The sequence below is a fragment of the Streptomyces sp. NBC_01166 genome (assembly GCF_045039765.1).
GTDB lineage: Bacteria > Actinomycetota > Actinomycetes > Streptomycetales > Streptomycetaceae > Streptomyces.
In genome coordinates this window covers 8,462,456-8,479,192 of sequence record NZ_CP108613.1, presented here as the reverse complement: position 1 = coordinate 8,479,192, position 16,737 = coordinate 8,462,456, and the positions used below count along the sequence as shown (strand labels likewise).

Sequence of the window (16,737 nt, the reverse complement as noted above, 5' to 3'; positions counted from 1 at the left end):
GGCCCGCGCCCCATGGGACTGCTCGGCAAGGTGGTCGTCGTCACCGGCGCGGCCCGTGGTCAGGGCGCAGCCGAGGCCGCCGCCCTCGCACACGAGGGCGCCCACGTCATCGCTACGGATGTCGAACCCGTGGACGGGTGCCGCGGTCTGGACGTCACCAGCGAGAATGACTGGGCCCAACTCGCCGCCGAACTGCGGGAGACGTACGGGCAGGTGCACGGCCTGGTCAACAACGCCGGCATCACCTGGCGCGCCCGCGTCGGCGACGTGCGCCCCGAGGACATGGCGCGCGTCCACGCGGTCAACGTCACCGGTCCTCTCCTGGGCATCCAGCACCTCATGCCCTTGATGCCCCCGGGCTCCTCCATCGTGAACGTCGGTTCCTCCGCGGCCCTCACCGCCCATTATCCGGTCGCGTACACGACCAGTAAGTGGGCGCTGCGGGGTCTGTCGAAGACGGCGGCGCTGGAGCTGGGCCCCCGCGGTATCCGTGTCAACACGGTCCATCCCGGCTACATCGAGACCGAGATGACCGCCTCCGCTGCCCCTGCCTTCCGTGAGGCCAACATCCGCGAGACCCCGCTGGGGCGCACCGGAAGCGTCGACGAGGTGGCTCCGCTGGTGGTCTTCCTGCTGTCCGACCAGTCGTCGTTCATCACCGGGGCCGAGATACCCGTCGACGGTGGACTCACCGCGCACGGCGGCGTCAAGTCCGTATCCGACGCCCTGCGCCCCGAGGCCGCGGAGTGAAACGGCTCGAGGCAAGAGGGCGCTGATCTCCGGCACCGTCCGAGGCCAGGGCCGGGCAGCAGCGCCCCTGCGCTTCGCGGCCGAAGGCGCGCTGGTCGTCGGAGGTTGTCTGCTGCACGAGGAGGCCGTCGAGACCCAGCCGCTCATCGCCCAGGAGGGCGCACGGCCCTCGCCCCCCGGACCGTTGGACGTTACCGACGAGGACTCCGTCCGCGCCTGGGTGGCGTCGGCCGCCGACGCGTTCGGCGGCATCGACATCGTCTATGCCGACGCCCACGCCGCCGCCGCCGTACGAGGGCTTCGCCTTCACGATGCGCGCCGAGCTGGACTCGGTGTGGCTGACCGCCGTCCACCTGGCTTGGCCGCATCTGTACGCAGCCGAGGCTGCGTCCTCACCGCCGGCTCGACGGCCTGGCGGACCGGCTCCCCCACCAACCGGTGCACTGCCCACTCATCCGCCAAAGGGGCGCGGTGATCGCACTGACTCGCCAACTCGCTGCCGAGGGCGTTCCGCACAGCATCCGACGCCAACCGCATAAGCCCCGGAGTGATCGACACCGACGGCTCCCGCTCCAAGGGCGCCAACCTCGTCGTCGACGGCGGTTGGTCCACAGTCCTGCCCGCACCATCACATAAAGGAGTCACGCACGTGAACAAAGTCAGCGGCAGCGCCGCCGAGGCGGTCGCCGACATCCCCTCCGGTGTCTCACTCGCCGTCGGCGGTTTCGGACTCTCCGGAATTCCTGATGTCCTCATCGACGCCCTGTACAAGCAGGGGGCGGCCGGACTGGAGGTCGTCTCCAACAATTGCGGTGTGGACGGCCGCGGCCTGGGCGTCCTGCTCGCCGCGGGACGCATCGCCCGCGTCACCGGCTCCTATGTGGGCGAGAACAAGGAGTTCGCCCGGCAGTACCTCAGCGGAGAGCTTGAGGTGGAGCTGACCCCCCAGGGCACGCTCGCCGAGCGCCTGCGGGCCGGGGGTGCGGGCATTCCCGCCTTCTATACTCCAGCCGGCGTCGGCACCCAGGTGGCGGAGGGTGGCCTGCCCTGGCGCTACGCACCTGGGGGAACCTCCCGGCCGGAGGCTGGGGGAGGCTCGGTCGCCGTCGCCTCACCACCCAAGGAAACCCGGGACTTCTCAGGGCGGCCGTACCTCCTGGAGCACGGCATCACCACCGACTTCGCCCTCGTCCGGGCCTGGCGCGGCGATCGGCACGGCAACCTCGTCTTCCGCCGGGCCGCCGCCAACTTCAACCCTCTCGCCGCCATGGCCGGCCGCGTCACCATCGCCGAAGTCGAGGAACTCGTCGAACCCGGTGAGCTGGCACCCGAGGAGGTCCACCTGCCCGGCATCTACGTGCAGAGGATCGTGGAACTCACCCCCGAACAAGCCGCTGACAAACGTATCGAGAAGAGAACGGTGAGCATCTGATGCCCTGGACCCGTGAACAGATGGCCTCCCGCGCAGCCGAGGAACTCTCTGACGGCTCCTACGTCAACCTGGGTATCGGCCTCCCCACCCTCATACCCGGCTACCTCCCGCCCGGGGTCCACGTCGTGCTCCACTCGGAGAACGGCATCCTCGGCACCGGTCCCTACCCCACCGAGGGCGAGGTCGACCCCGACCTCATCAACGCAGGGAAGGAGACAGTCACCGTCCTGCCCGGTGCCTCCTTCTTCGATTCCGCGCTCTCCTTCGGCATGATCCGGGGCGGGCACATCGACACCGCGGTTCTCGGCGCCATGCAGGTGTCGGCCCACGGCGACCTCGCCAACTGGATGATCCCCGGCAAGATGGTCAAGGGCATGGGCGGCGCCATGGACCTGGTCCACGGCGCCCGCCGTGTCATCGTCCTCATGGAACACACCGCCAAGGACGGCAGCCCCAAGATCGTGCAGGAGTGCGCTCTGCCCCTCACCGGCCGGCGATGCGTGCACCGCATCATCACCGACCTCGGCGTACTGGACGTCACCTCCCTCGGCCTCGCCCTCGTCGAAACGGCCCCGGGCGTCACCTTCGCGGACATCACCGCGTACACCGACGCTCCCGTGCACGCGGACAGCCACACGGCCGCATGCTGATCCCACGGACCTGAGCCGCGTCCCCCTGCTGACCTATCTCCGCGAAACCGTTGACACCGGGGTAACACCCTCGCAATATGATCCGTACACCAATGATTAGTGTACTGATCATTCCGGGAGGCGCTTCTCGTCGCCTTCCATCGGTGTCCTCCACTTCCCTGCCAAGGAGGCCATATGTCCGTGACCCCTGTTCCACTCCGCATCGCCGTAGTCGGCGGCGGTATCGGCGGTCTGGCCGCAGCACTGTCCACCGCCCGCGCCGGTCACCATGTGACCCTGGTGGAACGCGCCGCCCAGTTCGGGGAGATCGGAGCCGGCCTACAGCTCGCCCCGAACGCTTCTCAGGCCCTCGAAGAACTGGGGGTGCTCGATGCGGTCCAGCGCACCGCGGTCGCCCCGCCCCGGCTCGTGATGATGGACGCCCTGAGCGGAGATCAGGTCACCTCCCTCGATCTCCGCAGCGCGGCGTACACCGAGCGCTTCAGCCATCCCTACCTGGTCACGCACCGCACGGACCTCCATGCCGCGCTTCTCGCCGCCTGCCAGGAACACCCCGCCATCACGCTGCGCACCGGGCACACCGTTACGCACGCCGAACAGGACGACTCCGCGGTGCACCTGCATTTCGCCGAGACGACGACGGAATTGAGGGCCGACGCGGTCGTGGCGGCGGACGGCCTGCACTCGCGGCTGCGCCAGGCCTTGGTCGGTGACGGGGAGCCCGTCTGCTCGCGCTACGTCGCGTTCCGTGGAGCCATTCCCGCGGACAGGATGACCGGCCGGATGTCACAGCACGCCGCTTCGGACGCGGTGATGGTCTGGGCCGGACCGCGCATGCACCTGGTGCAGTACCCGGTACGGCGCGGCGAGCTCTACAACCAGGTCGCGGTGTTCGAGAGCGACCACTACACACCGGACTCGGACGCCTGGGGCACCGAGGCCGAGCTCGAGGAACGCTTCGGAGGAACCTGCCAGGCCGTGCGTGACGCGCTGCCCCTGATAGCGCGGGACCGGCGCTGGCCCCTGTTCGACCGTCTCCCCATCGACAACTGGGTGCACGGCCGGATCGCACTGCTCGGTGACGCCGCGCACCCGATGCTGCAGTACTTGGCCCAAGGCGCCTGTCAGGCACTGGAAGACGCGGTCGCCCTCGGAGGGGCCCTCGGCCGGTTCACCGACCCTGCCGACGCCTTCGCCGCGTACGCCGATCAGCGCCGCGAGCGCGCGGCCCTCATCCAGACCAACGCCCGCCGCTTCGGCGAGATCTGCCACCTGGAGGGCATGGGGGCCACGTTGCGCAACCAACTGTTCGCGTCGCGTAAGCCCGAGGACTTCGACGACATCTCCTGGGTGTGGGCACCTGCACCGGCCGCCGTTCCCATCCCGTGATCCAGCAACCGCAGGAGGACACCATGACGACCGACGAACTCGCCTACAAAGCCTTGCCGGACCTGGGTGCGGCTCCGCTCTGGCGCTTCTACGGGAACCTGTTCCCCGCCCAGCCGAAGAGCCGCGCCGTTCCCTACCGCTGGAGCTGGCAGGAACTGCGGCCCCTCCTGCTGCACTTCTCCCGGACCCTCTCCCTGGAAGAGGCCGAGCGCCGGGTTCTCATGCTCGTCAACCCCGGTCTGACCGATCCCCCGGCCACCGTCAACACGCTCTACGCCGGACTGCAGGTCATCCTGCCCGGCGAGACCGCGCAGGCCCACCGTCACACGTCCAACGCCTTCCGCTACATCCTGGAGGGCAGCGGCGCGTGGACGACGGTCAACGGAGAGCGCGTCTTCATGGCTCCGGGTGATCTGCTACTCACCCCGGGATGGCACTGGCACGACCACACCCACGAGGGCGACGCGCCCATGATCTGGCTCGACGCCCTCGACTACCCGCTGGTCAACGCCCTGGAAGCCGGCTTCTACGAGAAGTTCCACCAGCGCCTCCAGCCCGTTACCCGAGCGGACGACGCGGGCAGCAGGCAGTTCCTCCACGGCAGGCTCAATCCCGTCTGGCTCTCGCAGGACGGGCCCAACTCCCCCGTCACCCGCTACACCTGGCAGGAGACCCAGCGGTCACTGGAGGGCATCGCCGACACGGCCGAGGGAAGCGACGTCGACGGAATCGTCCTGGAGTACACCAACCCGTGGACGGGCGGCCCGGTCATGCCCACCATCGGCTGCCGCGTCCAGCGCCTGCGCCCCGGATTCCAGGGAGCAGGCCGTCGGCACACGGCCTCCACCATCTTCAACGTCGTCCGCGGTGAAGGCGCCACGATCGTGGACGGCGTACGACTGGAGTGGGCCGAGCACGACACCTTCGCGGTGCCCGGCTGGGCCTCCTACCGTCACCTGAACGCCTCCGCCTCCGCCGACGCGGTCCTGTTCTCGTACAGCGACGAGCCCGTCATGCGCTCCCTGGGCCTCTACCGCACCGAAGACGCCGACCCCGGCGCCTGATCTCCCCCACCCGACACTTCACAAGGAGGCCACGATGCGTCTGGCTCTGTTCAACAAGGGACGCCTCGGAATCGTCGACGGCGACGACCTCGTCGACGTGACCGAACAACTCACCGGAACCGGCACCCCGAGTGCGGCCGGTGCGCTGCACCAGCACATCGAGACCGTCGCCCGCGACGGAGCAGTACAGGTCGACCTCACCGGCTGCGCACGCGTTCCCCTCGACGAAGCGGCCCTCGAAGCCCCCCTGCCCCGGCCCGGAAAGGTCGTCGGCGCGCCGGTCAACTACCTCGACCACAAGGCCGAGATGGCCTACACCACCTCCGTCGCCGACCTCGGCGTCTTCCTCAAGGCCAACTCCTCCGTCATCGGCCCGGGGCAGGACATCGTCCTGCCCTACACCGACAAGCGCACCGACCAGGAAGGTGAACTGGGCGTCGTCATCGGACGCACCGCCAGCCATGTCGACGCGGCCGACGCACTGGACCACGTCTTCGGCTACACCTGCGTGCTGGACATCACCGTGCGCTCCGGCGAGGACCGCTCCACGCGCAAGTCGTTCGACACGTTCACACCGATCGGGCCCTGGATCGTCACCGCAGACGAGATTCCGGACCCCGACTCCCTCGACCTGCGCTGTGACGTCGGTGGCGCCGCCCGGCAGCGCACCAACACGGCCGACCTCATCTTCGGAGTCGCGGAGCTGATCGCCTACACCTCGTCCGTGATGACACTCCACCCCGGCGACGTGATCGCGACAGGCACGCCCGCCGGAGTGGGACCGCTCAGCCACGGGGACCGCGTCGTCCTGGAGATCGACCGGGTCGGCCGTCTCGAAGTGGGTGTCGACGGTTCCCGGGCCACCCCGTACGACCAGCGCCCCGGCCGCCGGGACCGCTGACGGAAGGTCGCACACCAAGGTGGTGCCGCGCACTCCTAGACTCCATCCAGACCGGCTGTCTCTCGGCCGGCACCACCTAGACGACGGACGGAGGGAGCACCGTGGCGCGCGCACTGGAGCTGCCCAACTACATCGGCCATCTGATCCGGCGTGCCGAGCAGGTGCACACGGCTCTCTGGGCCCAGCACGTGTCCCGGGAGATCACCTCCCAGAAGTTCGCCATCCTCAACGCCCTCAGCCGGGACCCCGGCGTGGACCAGCGGACTCTCGCACGCCTCACCTCGCTGGACCGCTCCACGGTCAACCTGATGATCCGGCGCCTGACCGATCAGGCTCTCGTGAGCCAGGTGCGTGACGAAGAAGACCGCAGGCGAACCCTGCTGAGTCTCACCGACGAGGGGGCCGCGCTGCTCGACTCCCTGATCGCTCCGGCAGAACGGATCAACGAACTACTTCTCAGATCACTTCCCGCGGGTGAACGGGCCATAGCCGTCGACATCCTCAGCAGACTCGCTTCGCTGGATGAGGAATCGCTCCGCGGCGGAGCATGAGACCTGACCCGGCGTCCTTCGGATGAGACCCGCCCAGTGCTCGGACTTCACCCTTCGTGTGAGGGACAGAGGCTGTCGGACGACCGCACAACGGGCGAAGAAGGTGTCACGCATTGAGATACGACCGCCTCAAGACCGCTGCCCCGCCGAGCCGACGGCCCGAACAGAAGCCCTCACCGGCCACTGGCACGGGCCCTGTCATCGGCCGCGCCCTGCAGATCCTCGGCGCCTTCACTGCCGAGCATCCGTACTTGTCACTGAGCGACCTGGCCCGGCGAGCGAACCTGCCCGTGTCGACCGTTCACCGCATGCTGGGCGAGCTCCTCGCCTGGGGAGCCCTGGAGCGGGACGCGCAGGGACGCTACCGCGTCGGACTGCGGCTGTGGGAGGTCGGATCCCTCGCGCCCCGCAGCCAAGGGATACGCGAGCTTGCGCTGCCTCACCTGCACGACCTCTCCGCCGTCACCCGCGAGAACGTGCAACTCGCGGTCCGAGACGACTCGGAGGTCGTCTTCGTGGAGCGCATCGGCGCCGACGGCGCCGTGCCCACCCTGACACGGGTGGGAGGACGGCTCGCCATCACTGCCACAGGCGCAGGACTCTTGCTGCTCGCCCACGCCCCGGCCCGGGTGCAGGACGAAGCGATGGCCCGGCCGATCCAGCGGCATACCCCGTACACCCTGACCGACCAGGTCCAGCTCAGGAGAGTTCTCGCCCAGATACGTGTGTGCGGATACGCAGTGAGTGACCGGCAACTGTCCGCGGACACGCTGTCGGTCGCGGCCCCCGTCACGGCCGCCGACGGAGAGGTGGCAGCAGCTGTTTCCGTTGTCGTCCGGCACGGATCCGCGCGTGTGGGGCCACTCGCAGATGTGGTCCGCTCCGCCGGCAGAGCTGTTTCGCGGGCACTTCACACGCCCGTCTCCTGAGAAGTTTCCTCCCGTAACAATTACCTTCCCGCCATCCGGAAAGACGCCTGGCCGCCGAACGCCGCTGCTCTCAATATGACTGCACCGACAGCCGACCCGGCCGGACGTCATACGGCGCTCCGGGGTTCAGTCGGCACACCGCAGTCGACAACGGAGTGCTGCCATGTACATGTACCTCGCATGCCCCGCCCAGCCGCGAGTCATCCGATGAGCGCCCGCCTCAAGGAGGCTTTGGACGACGGGCCCATGAGCCGTTTCCAGTGGAGTGCGATCGCCATATGCGTACTCCTCAACACCCTCGACGGCTTCGACGTCCTCGTCATGTCCTTCACCGGAAACACGATCTCCGGCGATTGGCATCTCGACTCCGGCGCCCTCGGGCTTCTGCTCAGCAGCGGCCTGGCAGGCATGGCGCTGGGAGCACTTCTTGTCGCACCCTGGGCCGACCGGATCGGCAGGAGGCCAGTCATCCTGGCAGGTCTGGCCATCGCAGCAGGTGGCATGATGCTTTCGTCGACCAGCCAGAACTGGCAACAGCTCGGCGCGCTTCGCCTCCTGACCGGCGTCGGCATCGGCGCGGTGCTGGCCTGTAGCAACGTCATCGCCGGGGAGTTCGCCTCACGCCGTTGGCGCGGTCTGGCCGTCAGCCTCAACTCCACCGGGTACGCCGTGGGTGCGACGGTCGGCGGCATCTCGTCGGTCGCACTCATCGACCACTACGGATGGCGGTCGGTGTTCCTGGTCGGCGGATTGGCCACCCTGGCCGTCATTCCGCTCGCCTTCTGGCTCCTGCCGGAGTCCCTCGACTTCCTCATCACCAGAAGGCCCAAGAACGCCCTGCACAGGGTCAACGCACTCGCCCGTCGCATGCGACAGTCTGAACTCACTTCACTCCCCGACGTAGGCACGACGGGGCGATCCGCCACAAGTGGATTCCGTAGCCTCCTCGCGCCGGGCCTGCGGCGCCCCACCCTGGTGCTGTGGGGAGCGTTCTTCCTGGTCATGGCTGCCTTCTACTTCGTCACGAGCTGGACGCCGACCTTGCTGGTGGAAGCCGGCATGTCGTCGAAGCAGAGCCTGACCGGCGGCACGCTCCTCAACCTGGGCGGCATCTTCGGCACCGCTCTCCTGGGTGCACTAGCCGCGCGCTACGCGCTCATCAGCGTGCTGCGCACCTACCTCTTCGTGGCCGCCACACTGGTCGTAGCGTTCGCGGCCTCCACCGACACCCTCGTTCTGGCCTTCTGTGTCGGCGCGGTCATCGGTGTCGCCGTGAACGGGTGCATCGCCGGCCTGTACGCGCTCACACCGAACATCTACCCGACCGAGCTGCGCGCCACAGGCGTGGGAGCAGCCATCAGCGTCGGCCGGGTAGGCGCCATCATCGCCCCTTCAGCGGCAGGCTGGCTGTTGGACGCCAACTGGACCCCGCTGGCGCTCTACGTAGTAACGGGGGTGGTATTCGCCGCTGCGGGGTTGCTCCTGTTTGCCATGCGTACCACCCAGCCGGCGTCCGGCGCCCCGCCTCTGAGCTCCCGTATCCGCGACGACGACCACTTGCTCGCATGACGGCCGCCGCACACTGAGGTCCCTGACAGCTCGCCCGCCCCCATAGCGGCCCTGCGCCACACCGTCGCCTGATCGCAGCATCAACTCAGCTTTTCGCGCGGAGGTTTCAGCAGATCGTGCACCGGGGCAGCACCGGTTCGGTGAGGTTCCGGCGCGCGATATGCCGCTGGTCCGTCAGCGCGTGTATCTGCGGGCGCGCGGTGGGCGGGGAGGGGGCAACGTCTTCGGTGATGGAGGCCCCCCGGACCTGCCTGGTCCTGTTCGAATCGCACCAGCAGGCATCAGTACGCTGATCAATAGTCATGGCCCTCCGGCGAAGCAGGCGGGTAGCCTCAGGCCAGGGCAAGCTCCACATGGAGCTGGAGCGGAGGCGGACGATGGCGAATTCGCCGTCTGGGGAGACGGTCACCGAGCGGTTCGTGCGCGTCCTCGAGACATTCGACGCCGAGCGCACGGTACAGACCGCAGCGGACATCAGCCGCCGCGCACGGTTGCCGTCGTCCACCGCCCATCGCATGGTGGCCGACCTCGTGAAGTGCGGCCTGCTGGAGCGGGACGAGGACCAGCGGGTACGCCTGGGCATGCGGCTGTGGGAGTTGGCTCTCCGTGGTTCGCGTGCCCTGCGTCTGCGGCAGGATGCGCTGCCTTTCATGGAGCGGGTGCAGGCCCGAATCCGGGAGCACACGCAGCTCGCGGTGCTGGAGAACGATGAAACGCTCTTCATCGAGCGCCTTTCCCATTCGCGTGCGGGCGCGAACATCACCCGTGTCGCGGGGCGTCTGCCGCTGCATGCCTCGTCGTCGGGGCTTGTTCTGCTAGCTCACTGTCCAGAGGAGCAGCGGGAGCGTGTCCTCGCCGGGCCGCTCAAAGCCGTGTCCGCGGAGACGGAGACCGATCCCGCGCGACTCCGCCGCATATTGGCGCGTATCCGCCGTGAGGGCGTCGCGGTAGCCCCGGGGTCGGTCGAATCCGTCTCCACCGGTGTCGCCGTGCCCGTGCGCGAGGGGCATGGCGAGGTGATCGCCGCGCTGTCCGTCGTCCTCCCTCGCGAAACACCGACCGGCATCGCGGTCGAGGAGCTTCGCGCGGCAGCGGCCGGCATCTCCACAACGATCGCCACGCGCCGTCCGTAGAGGTCGATCGCGAGCCGTGGCCCCGGTAGGTCCGGGCCACGGAAAATCGATTCCCATTGAATGGCAATCGCAATCGTCGGCGGCGCCTCACTGGGCCAGACTCCCTGCCAACCCCTGGCCCGCAGGCCCGTCGAAGGAGACGACATGCCCGACCGTACCCGTGTTGCCGTCATAGGCGCAGGACCCGCCGGCCTGCTGCTGGCCCATCTGCTCGACCGGTCCGGCATCGAATCAATTGTCATCGATTCCCGCACCCGCGAGCAGATCGAGACCACGATCCGGGCCGGGATTCTGGAGCAGGGCACCGTCGAGGTGCTTACCGAGACCGGAGCCTCGGACCGCGTCCTGACGGTCGGGCGGAAGCATGAGGGTATCGAGCTGCGATTCGCCGGCGAAGGCCATCGCATCGACTTCACCGACACCGTCGGGCGGGCGGTGTGGCTCTACCCACAGCACGAGGTGTTGAAGGACCTCGTCGCCGCACGTCTGGCCGCCGGCCAGGACATCCGCTTCGGAGTGACCGCCCAGCGCGTCGATGACGCCGAGACGAACCGGCCGCGCGTCATCGCCGAGGACGCCGAGGGCAATCCGGTCGAGATCGAGGCCGATATCGTGGTCGGCGCGGACGGGTCGCGCAGCGTCGCCCGCGAAGCCGTCACGGGCACGCACGGCGGCTACTTCCGGGAGTACCCGTTCGCCTGGTTCGGCGTCCTGTGCCAGGCTCCGCCCAGCGCCGAGGAACTCATCTACAGCAACTCGCCGAACGGTTTCGCGCTCATCAGCCAGCGTAGCCCCGACGTTCAGCGCATGTACTTCCAGTGCGACCCGCACACCGACACCGAGGCGTACACAGAAGAGCAGCTGTGGGAGATCCTCCAGTCCCGCGTCCCCGGAACCACCCTCACCGAGGGCCCGATCTTCCAACGGGACGTGCTGCGTTTCCGCAGCTTTGTCGCGCACGAGACCCGCCGCGGCCGCGTCGTCCTCGTCGGGGACGCGGCACACACGGTCCCACCCACCGGCGCCAAGGGGATGAATCTCGCCGTTTGCGACGTCGTCCTGCTCGCCGACGCACTGCGTGCACTTCTGCTCGATCGAGACGAATCCCTGTACGACGCCTATCCCGAGGCCGCGAGACAGCGCGCCTGGAAGGCGCAGCACTTTTCCTGGTGGATGACGAACATGCTCCATCTCCAGCCCGACGCCGGCGACTTCGACCGCATGCGCCAGATCGGCGAACTGCGCGCCGTCGTCGAATCCCGCGCCGGCAGCACCTACCTCGCCGAGGCGTACACCGGCTGGCCCATCCAGGAATCCATCCATCGGTGACGACGGCCCGGATGCCGCTGGACGGGCACACGCACCTCGGTAGTGAGTCGGGCACGGGCCGGGACTTGCACGAGTGGCGGCACTCCGGCCTGACCCACCTCGGCGAGGGTGGGGCGAACCCGCTCATGCGGGTGTCCTGGGCCGTGTATCGAAAAAGATCTCGGGCTGTGAATGATCAGGGTTCATGGGTCGGGGAGATCTCACGGACGAGCCACATCCGCGCGAACGCTCCCACCCGCGGAGCACGGAGTCAGGTCGGCAGCGGCGATCGGCACGCAGTGACGTGTACGCCGCCGCCGGTCTCTCTCGTCACCTCCGGGGTGCGGCCGCCGCTCGCCGGTCCGCGAGCAGTCGGAGGCACCGCCTGCGCTGATCAGGGTCCGTCGCCAATGCCACGCCGACGTGGGCGAGGGCGGTCGCGGCGTCGAGTACGGCGCGGTCTGCCCCCGGCGAGGCACCGTACTCGGCGAAGGGCGCGGTGTGGTGATGGGCGCCCTCGGTGTCGTACCCGATGGTCGGGTGGAGTGCGGGCAGGAGGTGGGAGATGTTTCCCATGTCGGTGGAGGCCATGACCTCACCCCGTCGGTCCACCGGGTCGCGGCCCAGGGACCGCGCCGCACGGGTGTAGGCCGCGGTGAGGAAGTCGTCCTGCCGCAGGTCGGCGAAGTCAGCTCCGTGCGGCGTGAGTTCCAGCTCGGCTCCGGTCGCCAGGGCCGCCGCCTCCAGGCAGGCCCGCACCCGACGGCGGGCGTGGGCGAGGTCCTCGGTGGTGCGGGCGCGTAGTTCGTAGCGGGCCCGGGCCGTCTCGGGGATGACGTTGACCGCGCGGCCGGCCTCGAAGACGACGTCGTGGACCAGGGTGCCCGGCGGCAGTTGCTGGCGCAGCAGCCCGACGGCGGTGTGGGCGAGGGCGATCGCGTCCAGGGCGTTGATCCCTTCCCAGGGGGCGAGTGCGGCATGGGCCTGTTTGCCCTGGTAGGCGACGTCCCAGGCGCCGACGGCCAGGGAAGAGGCGCCGACGGAGTCTTCGGGTGCGGCGTGGGCCATGAACGCGGCGGCCACGTCGTCGAAGACGCCGGCCTCCAGCAGCACGGCCTTGCCGCCGATGTCCTCCTCGGCGGGGGTGCCGATGAGTTTCACGGTGATCCCGATGAGGTCGGCGACGGCGGCGAGGCCGAGGGCTGCGCCGACCGAGGCGGCGCCGTTGACGTTGTGCCCGCAGGCGTGTCCGATGTCGGGCAGTGCGTCGTACTCTGCGCACAGGGCCACCACCAGGTCGCCCGTGCCGTAGGTGGCGACGAAGGCGGTCGGCAGGCCGGCCACGCCCCGGGTGACGTCGAACCCGGCTTCCTCGGCGACGCGTACGATCTTCGCCGCCGACTTGTGCTCCTGCATGGCCGTCTCGGGTTCGGCGTGCAGGCTGTGGCTCAGTGCGACGAGCTTCTGCCTGTCGTCGTGTACGGCGGCGGCGGAGACGGCGAGTGCGCGCTCTTGCGACGATGTGACCGTGCCGGTCATGCGCCCCTCCCGGCGTGGGCGACGCCGGCTGTGGGCGCGGGCGCCGAAGACGGAGTACGGAAGAGCATGCCGACCACGGCTCCGGCGAGCGCCACGACCGCACAGGCGGCCCACGCCCACTGGTATCCCGCGCCGGTGACGGCTCCCTGTGCGGACGTGTGGCCGGCCCAGAGGGAGCCGATCACGGCCGCTCCGATCGCCGCGCCGAGCGAGAGCGCCATCTCGTTGACGCCGACGGACAGCGCGGTCTCGGCTTCGTCGACCACCTCCACCGACAGGGACCGGGTCGAGGCTTCGAACACGCCGGTGGAAAGGCCCACGATCAGCGCACCCACCAGGTACTGCGGCAGTGAGGAGTGGAAGAGGCACAGACTGAGGAATCCGAGGGCGCCGGAGCATCCGCCGACCGCGAGCACGGCGCGGTCGCCGATGGCCCGGGCCAGCCGGGGCGTCAGGGTGGATCCGACGAAGCCGAGGGCGACCATGGCGAGGGACACCAAGGAGATGGCCCGGGCGCCGAGTCCCAGCCCGAACCCGTCGCCGTCCGGTTCCGTGCCGAGGTACACGGCGTTGGCGCCGAGGAAGCCGATGGCGCCGAAGGCGATGCAGAACGTGTGCGCGCTGACCGCCGCGAGACGGGGGTTGCGCAGCATGCGGATGTCCACCAGCGGATGCGAGGAGCGCCGTTCGACCTGCACCCAGACGGCCAGCAGCACGAGTGCCCCCACGAGGGTGAGCAGGGAGTACGCCGACGTCCAGCCCCATGATCCGCCCTCGGTGAGCACGAGGATCAGGGCGCCGAGTCCGACGGTCAGCAGCAGAGCGGCGAGCGAGTTGAACCGGCCGGCGCGGGGCGCGGTGGTGCTCGTCGGCAGGGCGAATGCGGCGGCGACCGCGAGGGCGCAGAAGGGGACCGCGGTCCACAGCCCGGCGAGGGCGTGTTCGTTGCTGAGCGTTCCGGCCACGAAGCCGCCGATGCCGATGGACAGGAGCAACGCGCCGACCAGGACCGACATGCCGGCGCGCCCGTGTTCGGGCGAGCGCGAGCGCAGGATGCCTGCCAGCAGTGGGAAGAAGCCGACCACCGCGCTCTGGAACACCATGCCGACCGCGAGTGTGGCGGTGGTGGGCCGGGCGGCTATGAGCAGCGATCCGACGGCGACCATGGTGACGGCGATCAGCAGCAGTCGCCGGTGGCCCCACATGTCGCCCCAGCGTGAGAGCAGCGGGGTCAGCACGGCGAAGGCGACCTGTGACAGCAGGTACAGGTTGTTCTGGGCCACCCCGCCGATACCGATGTGGGCGCCGACGACGGGCAGCAGCGGGGTCAGATATCCCTGGACGACGCCGCTGCAGACCACGATGAGGATCATCGTCGCGATCAGTCCACGGCCCCGGCTGATGGCATGCGTCACGGTCTCACCTTCTTTCCTTGGCTGAATATGACGTGGTGGCTAGAGTGCGACCGAGGAACGAACGGCGCGGGAAAATGACGAGAACCGTCAGCTGAAGAGGTCTTCTTGTTGGATTCGGTCATGGTGAGCGAACTGGATCTCGCTCTCGTGCACGCACTGCAGGTTCGCCCCCGGGCGGCGTGGACGGATCTGGCGCCTCTGCTCGGCGCCACTCCGGTGACGCTGGCCCGGCGCTGGGAACGGCTCACTGCGCAGGGGCTGGCCTGGGTGTCGGCGGTGCCCGGACCGTCGTTCTCCCGCAGCGGCTGTACGGCCTTCGTCTTCGTCCGGTGCGCTCCCGCGGCCCGGCAGCGTCTGGCCGACCGGGTGGCGCAGCTTCACGAGGCAGTGACGGTCGAACTGGTCGCCCCGGGGCACACCGATCTCATGCTGGACGTGCTGGCGCCGGACCTCGCGGGCATGCACCGGTTCGTGACCGAGGAACTCGCCGCCCTGCCCGACGTCCTCGACGTGGAATGCGTGTTCGCCACGTCTCTCTACGCGGAAGGCTCCCGGTGGCGGCTGGGGTCGCTCGACGCGTCCCAGCTCTCGGTGCTGGGACGGTCCGACACCGCGGACGGAGCGGGTAGCGCCGGCTTCGACCTGGGCCCCCTGGACCACTTGCTCCTCGACGCACTGGTGCGGGACGGGCGCACCCGCCTCGCGGACCTGGCCGCTCTCACCGGGAGCAGCGCCGCCACCGTCCGGCGGCGGCTCGGCCGGCTCACCGCGAGCGGAGTCGTGGCGCTCCGCTGCGACATGGCCCCAGCCGTCTCGGGACTGCCGGTGTCCGTTACCTTCCGCGGCCGTGCCACGGCGCATGAAGTCAACCGCCTGCACCGCACCCTCGCCACTCTGCCCGAATGCCGGTTGCTGGCCGCCGTCACCGGTTCCGCCAACGTGCTCGCCACCTACTGGCTCCGCGACATCGGCTCGGTCCAGCAGCGTGAGACGGCGGCCTGCGCCCAGTTGCCCAGCCTCGAAGTCACCGACCGCGTCCTCGGCATACGCACCGTGAAAAGGATGGGACATGTGCTGGACGGGGAAGGGCGGCGCGTGGGGATCTGCCCGATCCGGCCGTGGTGAGGTGGTCCGGCCCCGACAGGGAGGGCGGCATTCCGAGCGCGCGGCCCGCGCCGGACTGCGGTCACCCCGACGTGACGCCGCCGACCCGACGGGTCAGCTCCCGCGCGGTCTGCGCCACATGGCCCGCGATGCGGTGACGTTCCGTCTCGTCGGCCGCGTCGCCGGGGAAAGTGACGGAGACGCCGGCGATCGGGTGGGCATGGTGATCCAGCACGGGCGCGGCAACGGAGGAAAGCCCGGGAGTGACCTCGCCCTCCTCCGTCGCGTATCCCCGGCGGCGTGCCTGGGCCAGCAGTCCTCTCAGCGCTGTCAGCGAGGCGGGACCGGCTCCGTTCCGCACGACGAAGGCTGACCGGTCCGGGAAGATCGCCCGCACTTGCGCGGGAGGCAGCAGCGCCAGCACCGCCCGGCCGCTGGCGGTCAGATGGGCCGGCAGCCTCACCCCGACCTCGCTGACCAGCGGCGCCCGGCCCGGGGCGCGCTCCTCGATGACGTAGATGACCTCGCGGCCGTGCAGCACGGCGAGGTTCGCGTTGTGCCCGGTGCGGTCGACGAGCGTGGCGAGGGGCGCCCGCGCCAGTCGTTGGAACGGTGCCTGCCGCTGGTAGCCCGAGGCCAGTTCGAAAGCGCTGACGCCGAGGCCGTAGCGCCGTTCCTCCGGTAGATGCACCACGAAGCCGTCCGCGGCGAGGGTGTCGAGCAGGTGGTACGTCGTCGAGCGTGGCAGGCCCACGTCGCGGCTGATGGCGGCGGCGGGGACGGGAGCCGCCTGCCGCGCCAGATAGCGCAGCACGGCGAGCACCTGCCCGGCGGCCGGGACGATACCCATGGGGTGAGCGTAGACGAGGACGACACGGGTCCGTGTCCGATGCCGCGGGCAGGGCGTCCGGCATCATCTGGGATCCCAGACAGAACTTTGTCTGGGATCCCAGACAGAACTCGCGCGTCACGTGTCGCGGACCAGCCCGGCCTGCGGCTTCAT

The 16,737-nt window shown here is 69.4% G+C and carries 16 protein-coding genes; 13 read left to right on the top strand and 3 right to left on the bottom strand.

Going from position 1 to position 16,737, the window contains the following annotated elements; translation table 11 throughout:
* Positions 1–12: 12 nt before the first annotated feature.
* The 12 genes from OG379_RS38415 (at position 13) to OG379_RS38360 (ending at position 11,697) form a co-directional block, all read left to right on the top strand.
* Positions 13–750 carry an SDR family NAD(P)-dependent oxidoreductase gene (locus OG379_RS38415; protein WP_393763324.1) on the top strand — a complete coding sequence of 246 codons (738 nt, stop codon included), beginning with the start codon at positions 13–15 and terminating at the stop codon, positions 748–750.
* A complete protein-coding gene (locus tag OG379_RS38410) occupies positions 683–1,225 on the top strand; it encodes an SDR family oxidoreductase (protein WP_405668031.1) in 543 nt (180 codons plus the stop codon). The genes OG379_RS38415 and OG379_RS38410 overlap by 68 nt, the downstream gene beginning before the upstream one ends.
* Before the next feature lie 174 nt (positions 1,226–1,399).
* Positions 1,400–2,182 (top strand): CoA transferase subunit A, encoded by a 783-nt coding sequence (locus OG379_RS38405; protein ID WP_405668029.1) that lies wholly within the window; start codon positions 1,400–1,402, stop codon positions 2,180–2,182.
* Positions 2,182–2,832, top strand: a complete 651-nt coding sequence (locus tag OG379_RS38400; protein WP_405668027.1) for a CoA transferase subunit B — start codon at positions 2,182–2,184, stop codon at positions 2,830–2,832. Before OG379_RS38405 ends, OG379_RS38400 begins: the two co-directional genes overlap by 1 nt.
* A 174-nt stretch (positions 2,833–3,006) precedes the next feature.
* A complete protein-coding gene (locus tag OG379_RS38395; RefSeq protein WP_405668025.1) occupies positions 3,007–4,221 on the top strand; it encodes an FAD-dependent monooxygenase in 1,215 nt (404 codons plus the stop codon).
* A gap of 23 nt (positions 4,222–4,244) precedes the next feature.
* Entirely contained in the window at positions 4,245–5,285 is a 1,041-nt protein-coding gene (locus tag OG379_RS38390) for a cupin domain-containing protein (RefSeq protein ID WP_405668023.1), read from the top strand.
* 34 nt (positions 5,286–5,319) lie between these two features.
* Complete coding sequence (locus OG379_RS38385; RefSeq protein WP_405668022.1) at positions 5,320–6,186, top strand: fumarylacetoacetate hydrolase family protein; 867 nt, start codon at positions 5,320–5,322, stop codon at positions 6,184–6,186.
* A 101-nt stretch (positions 6,187–6,287) separates the two neighbouring features.
* Complete coding sequence (locus OG379_RS38380; RefSeq protein WP_393763143.1) at positions 6,288–6,737, top strand: MarR family winged helix-turn-helix transcriptional regulator; 450 nt, start codon at positions 6,288–6,290, stop codon at positions 6,735–6,737.
* Between the two features lie 113 nt (positions 6,738–6,850).
* The gene (locus tag OG379_RS38375; RefSeq protein WP_405668019.1) at positions 6,851–7,666 is read left to right on the top strand and encodes an IclR family transcriptional regulator; all 816 of its coding nucleotides are present in this window, start codon (positions 6,851–6,853) and stop codon (positions 7,664–7,666) included.
* A gap of 246 nt (positions 7,667–7,912) precedes the next feature.
* On the top strand, positions 7,913–9,235 hold the full coding sequence (locus OG379_RS38370) for an MFS transporter (RefSeq protein WP_405668017.1): 1,323 nt from the start codon (positions 7,913–7,915) through the stop codon (positions 9,233–9,235).
* A 377-nt stretch (positions 9,236–9,612) separates the two neighbouring features.
* Complete coding sequence (locus tag OG379_RS38365; protein ID WP_405668015.1) at positions 9,613–10,368, top strand: IclR family transcriptional regulator; 756 nt, start codon at positions 9,613–9,615, stop codon at positions 10,366–10,368.
* A 144-nt stretch (positions 10,369–10,512) separates the two neighbouring features.
* Entirely contained in the window at positions 10,513–11,697 is a 1,185-nt protein-coding gene (locus OG379_RS38360) for a 4-hydroxybenzoate 3-monooxygenase (RefSeq protein ID WP_405668013.1), read from the top strand.
* A gap of 309 nt (positions 11,698–12,006) precedes the next feature.
* On the opposite strand, the gene OG379_RS38355 is transcribed toward OG379_RS38360, so the two are convergent.
* On the bottom strand, positions 12,007–13,215 hold the full coding sequence (locus OG379_RS38355; RefSeq protein ID WP_405668011.1) for an amidohydrolase: 1,209 nt from the start codon (positions 13,213–13,215) through the stop codon (positions 12,007–12,009).
* A complete protein-coding gene (locus tag OG379_RS38350) occupies positions 13,212–14,630 on the bottom strand; it encodes an MFS transporter (RefSeq protein WP_405668009.1) in 1,419 nt (472 codons plus the stop codon). The genes OG379_RS38355 and OG379_RS38350 overlap by 4 nt, the downstream gene beginning before the upstream one ends.
* Before the next feature lie 120 nt (positions 14,631–14,750).
* On the opposite strand from OG379_RS38350, the gene OG379_RS38345 reads away from it, so the two are divergent.
* Entirely contained in the window at positions 14,751–15,755 is a 1,005-nt protein-coding gene (locus OG379_RS38345) for an Lrp/AsnC family transcriptional regulator (protein ID WP_405668007.1), read from the top strand.
* A 61-nt stretch (positions 15,756–15,816) separates the two neighbouring features.
* On the opposite strand, the gene OG379_RS38340 is transcribed toward OG379_RS38345, so the two are convergent.
* A complete protein-coding gene (locus tag OG379_RS38340) occupies positions 15,817–16,584 on the bottom strand; it encodes an IclR family transcriptional regulator (RefSeq protein WP_405668005.1) in 768 nt (255 codons plus the stop codon).
* Between the last annotated feature and the right edge of the window lie 153 nt (positions 16,585–16,737).

Excerpts from the sequence above, each read along its gene's own strand:
- OG379_RS38365 (WP_405668015.1), top strand. The coding sequence starts at position 9,613 with ATGGCGAATTCGCCGTCTGGGGAGACGGTCACCGAGCGGTTCGTGCGC.
- OG379_RS38400 (WP_405668027.1), top strand. The coding sequence starts at position 2,182 with ATGCCCTGGACCCGTGAACAGATGGCCTCCCGCGCAGCCGAGGAACTC.
- OG379_RS38390 (WP_405668023.1), top strand. The coding sequence starts at position 4,245 with ATGACGACCGACGAACTCGCCTACAAAGCCTTGCCGGACCTGGGTGCG.
- OG379_RS38370 (WP_405668017.1), top strand. The coding sequence starts at position 7,913 with ATGAGCCGTTTCCAGTGGAGTGCGATCGCCATATGCGTACTCCTCAAC.
- OG379_RS38345 (WP_405668007.1), top strand. The coding sequence starts at position 14,751 with ATGGTGAGCGAACTGGATCTCGCTCTCGTGCACGCACTGCAGGTTCGC.
- OG379_RS38395 (WP_405668025.1), top strand. The coding sequence starts at position 3,007 with ATGTCCGTGACCCCTGTTCCACTCCGCATCGCCGTAGTCGGCGGCGGT.
- OG379_RS38355 (WP_405668011.1), bottom strand. The coding sequence starts at position 13,215 with ATGACCGGCACGGTCACATCGTCGCAAGAGCGCGCACTCGCCGTCTCC.
- OG379_RS38360 (WP_405668013.1), top strand. The coding sequence starts at position 10,513 with ATGCCCGACCGTACCCGTGTTGCCGTCATAGGCGCAGGACCCGCCGGC.
- OG379_RS38340 (WP_405668005.1), bottom strand. The coding sequence starts at position 16,584 with ATGGGTATCGTCCCGGCCGCCGGGCAGGTGCTCGCCGTGCTGCGCTAT.
- OG379_RS38415 (WP_393763324.1), top strand. The coding sequence starts at position 13 with ATGGGACTGCTCGGCAAGGTGGTCGTCGTCACCGGCGCGGCCCGTGGT.
- OG379_RS38385 (WP_405668022.1), top strand. The coding sequence starts at position 5,320 with ATGCGTCTGGCTCTGTTCAACAAGGGACGCCTCGGAATCGTCGACGGC.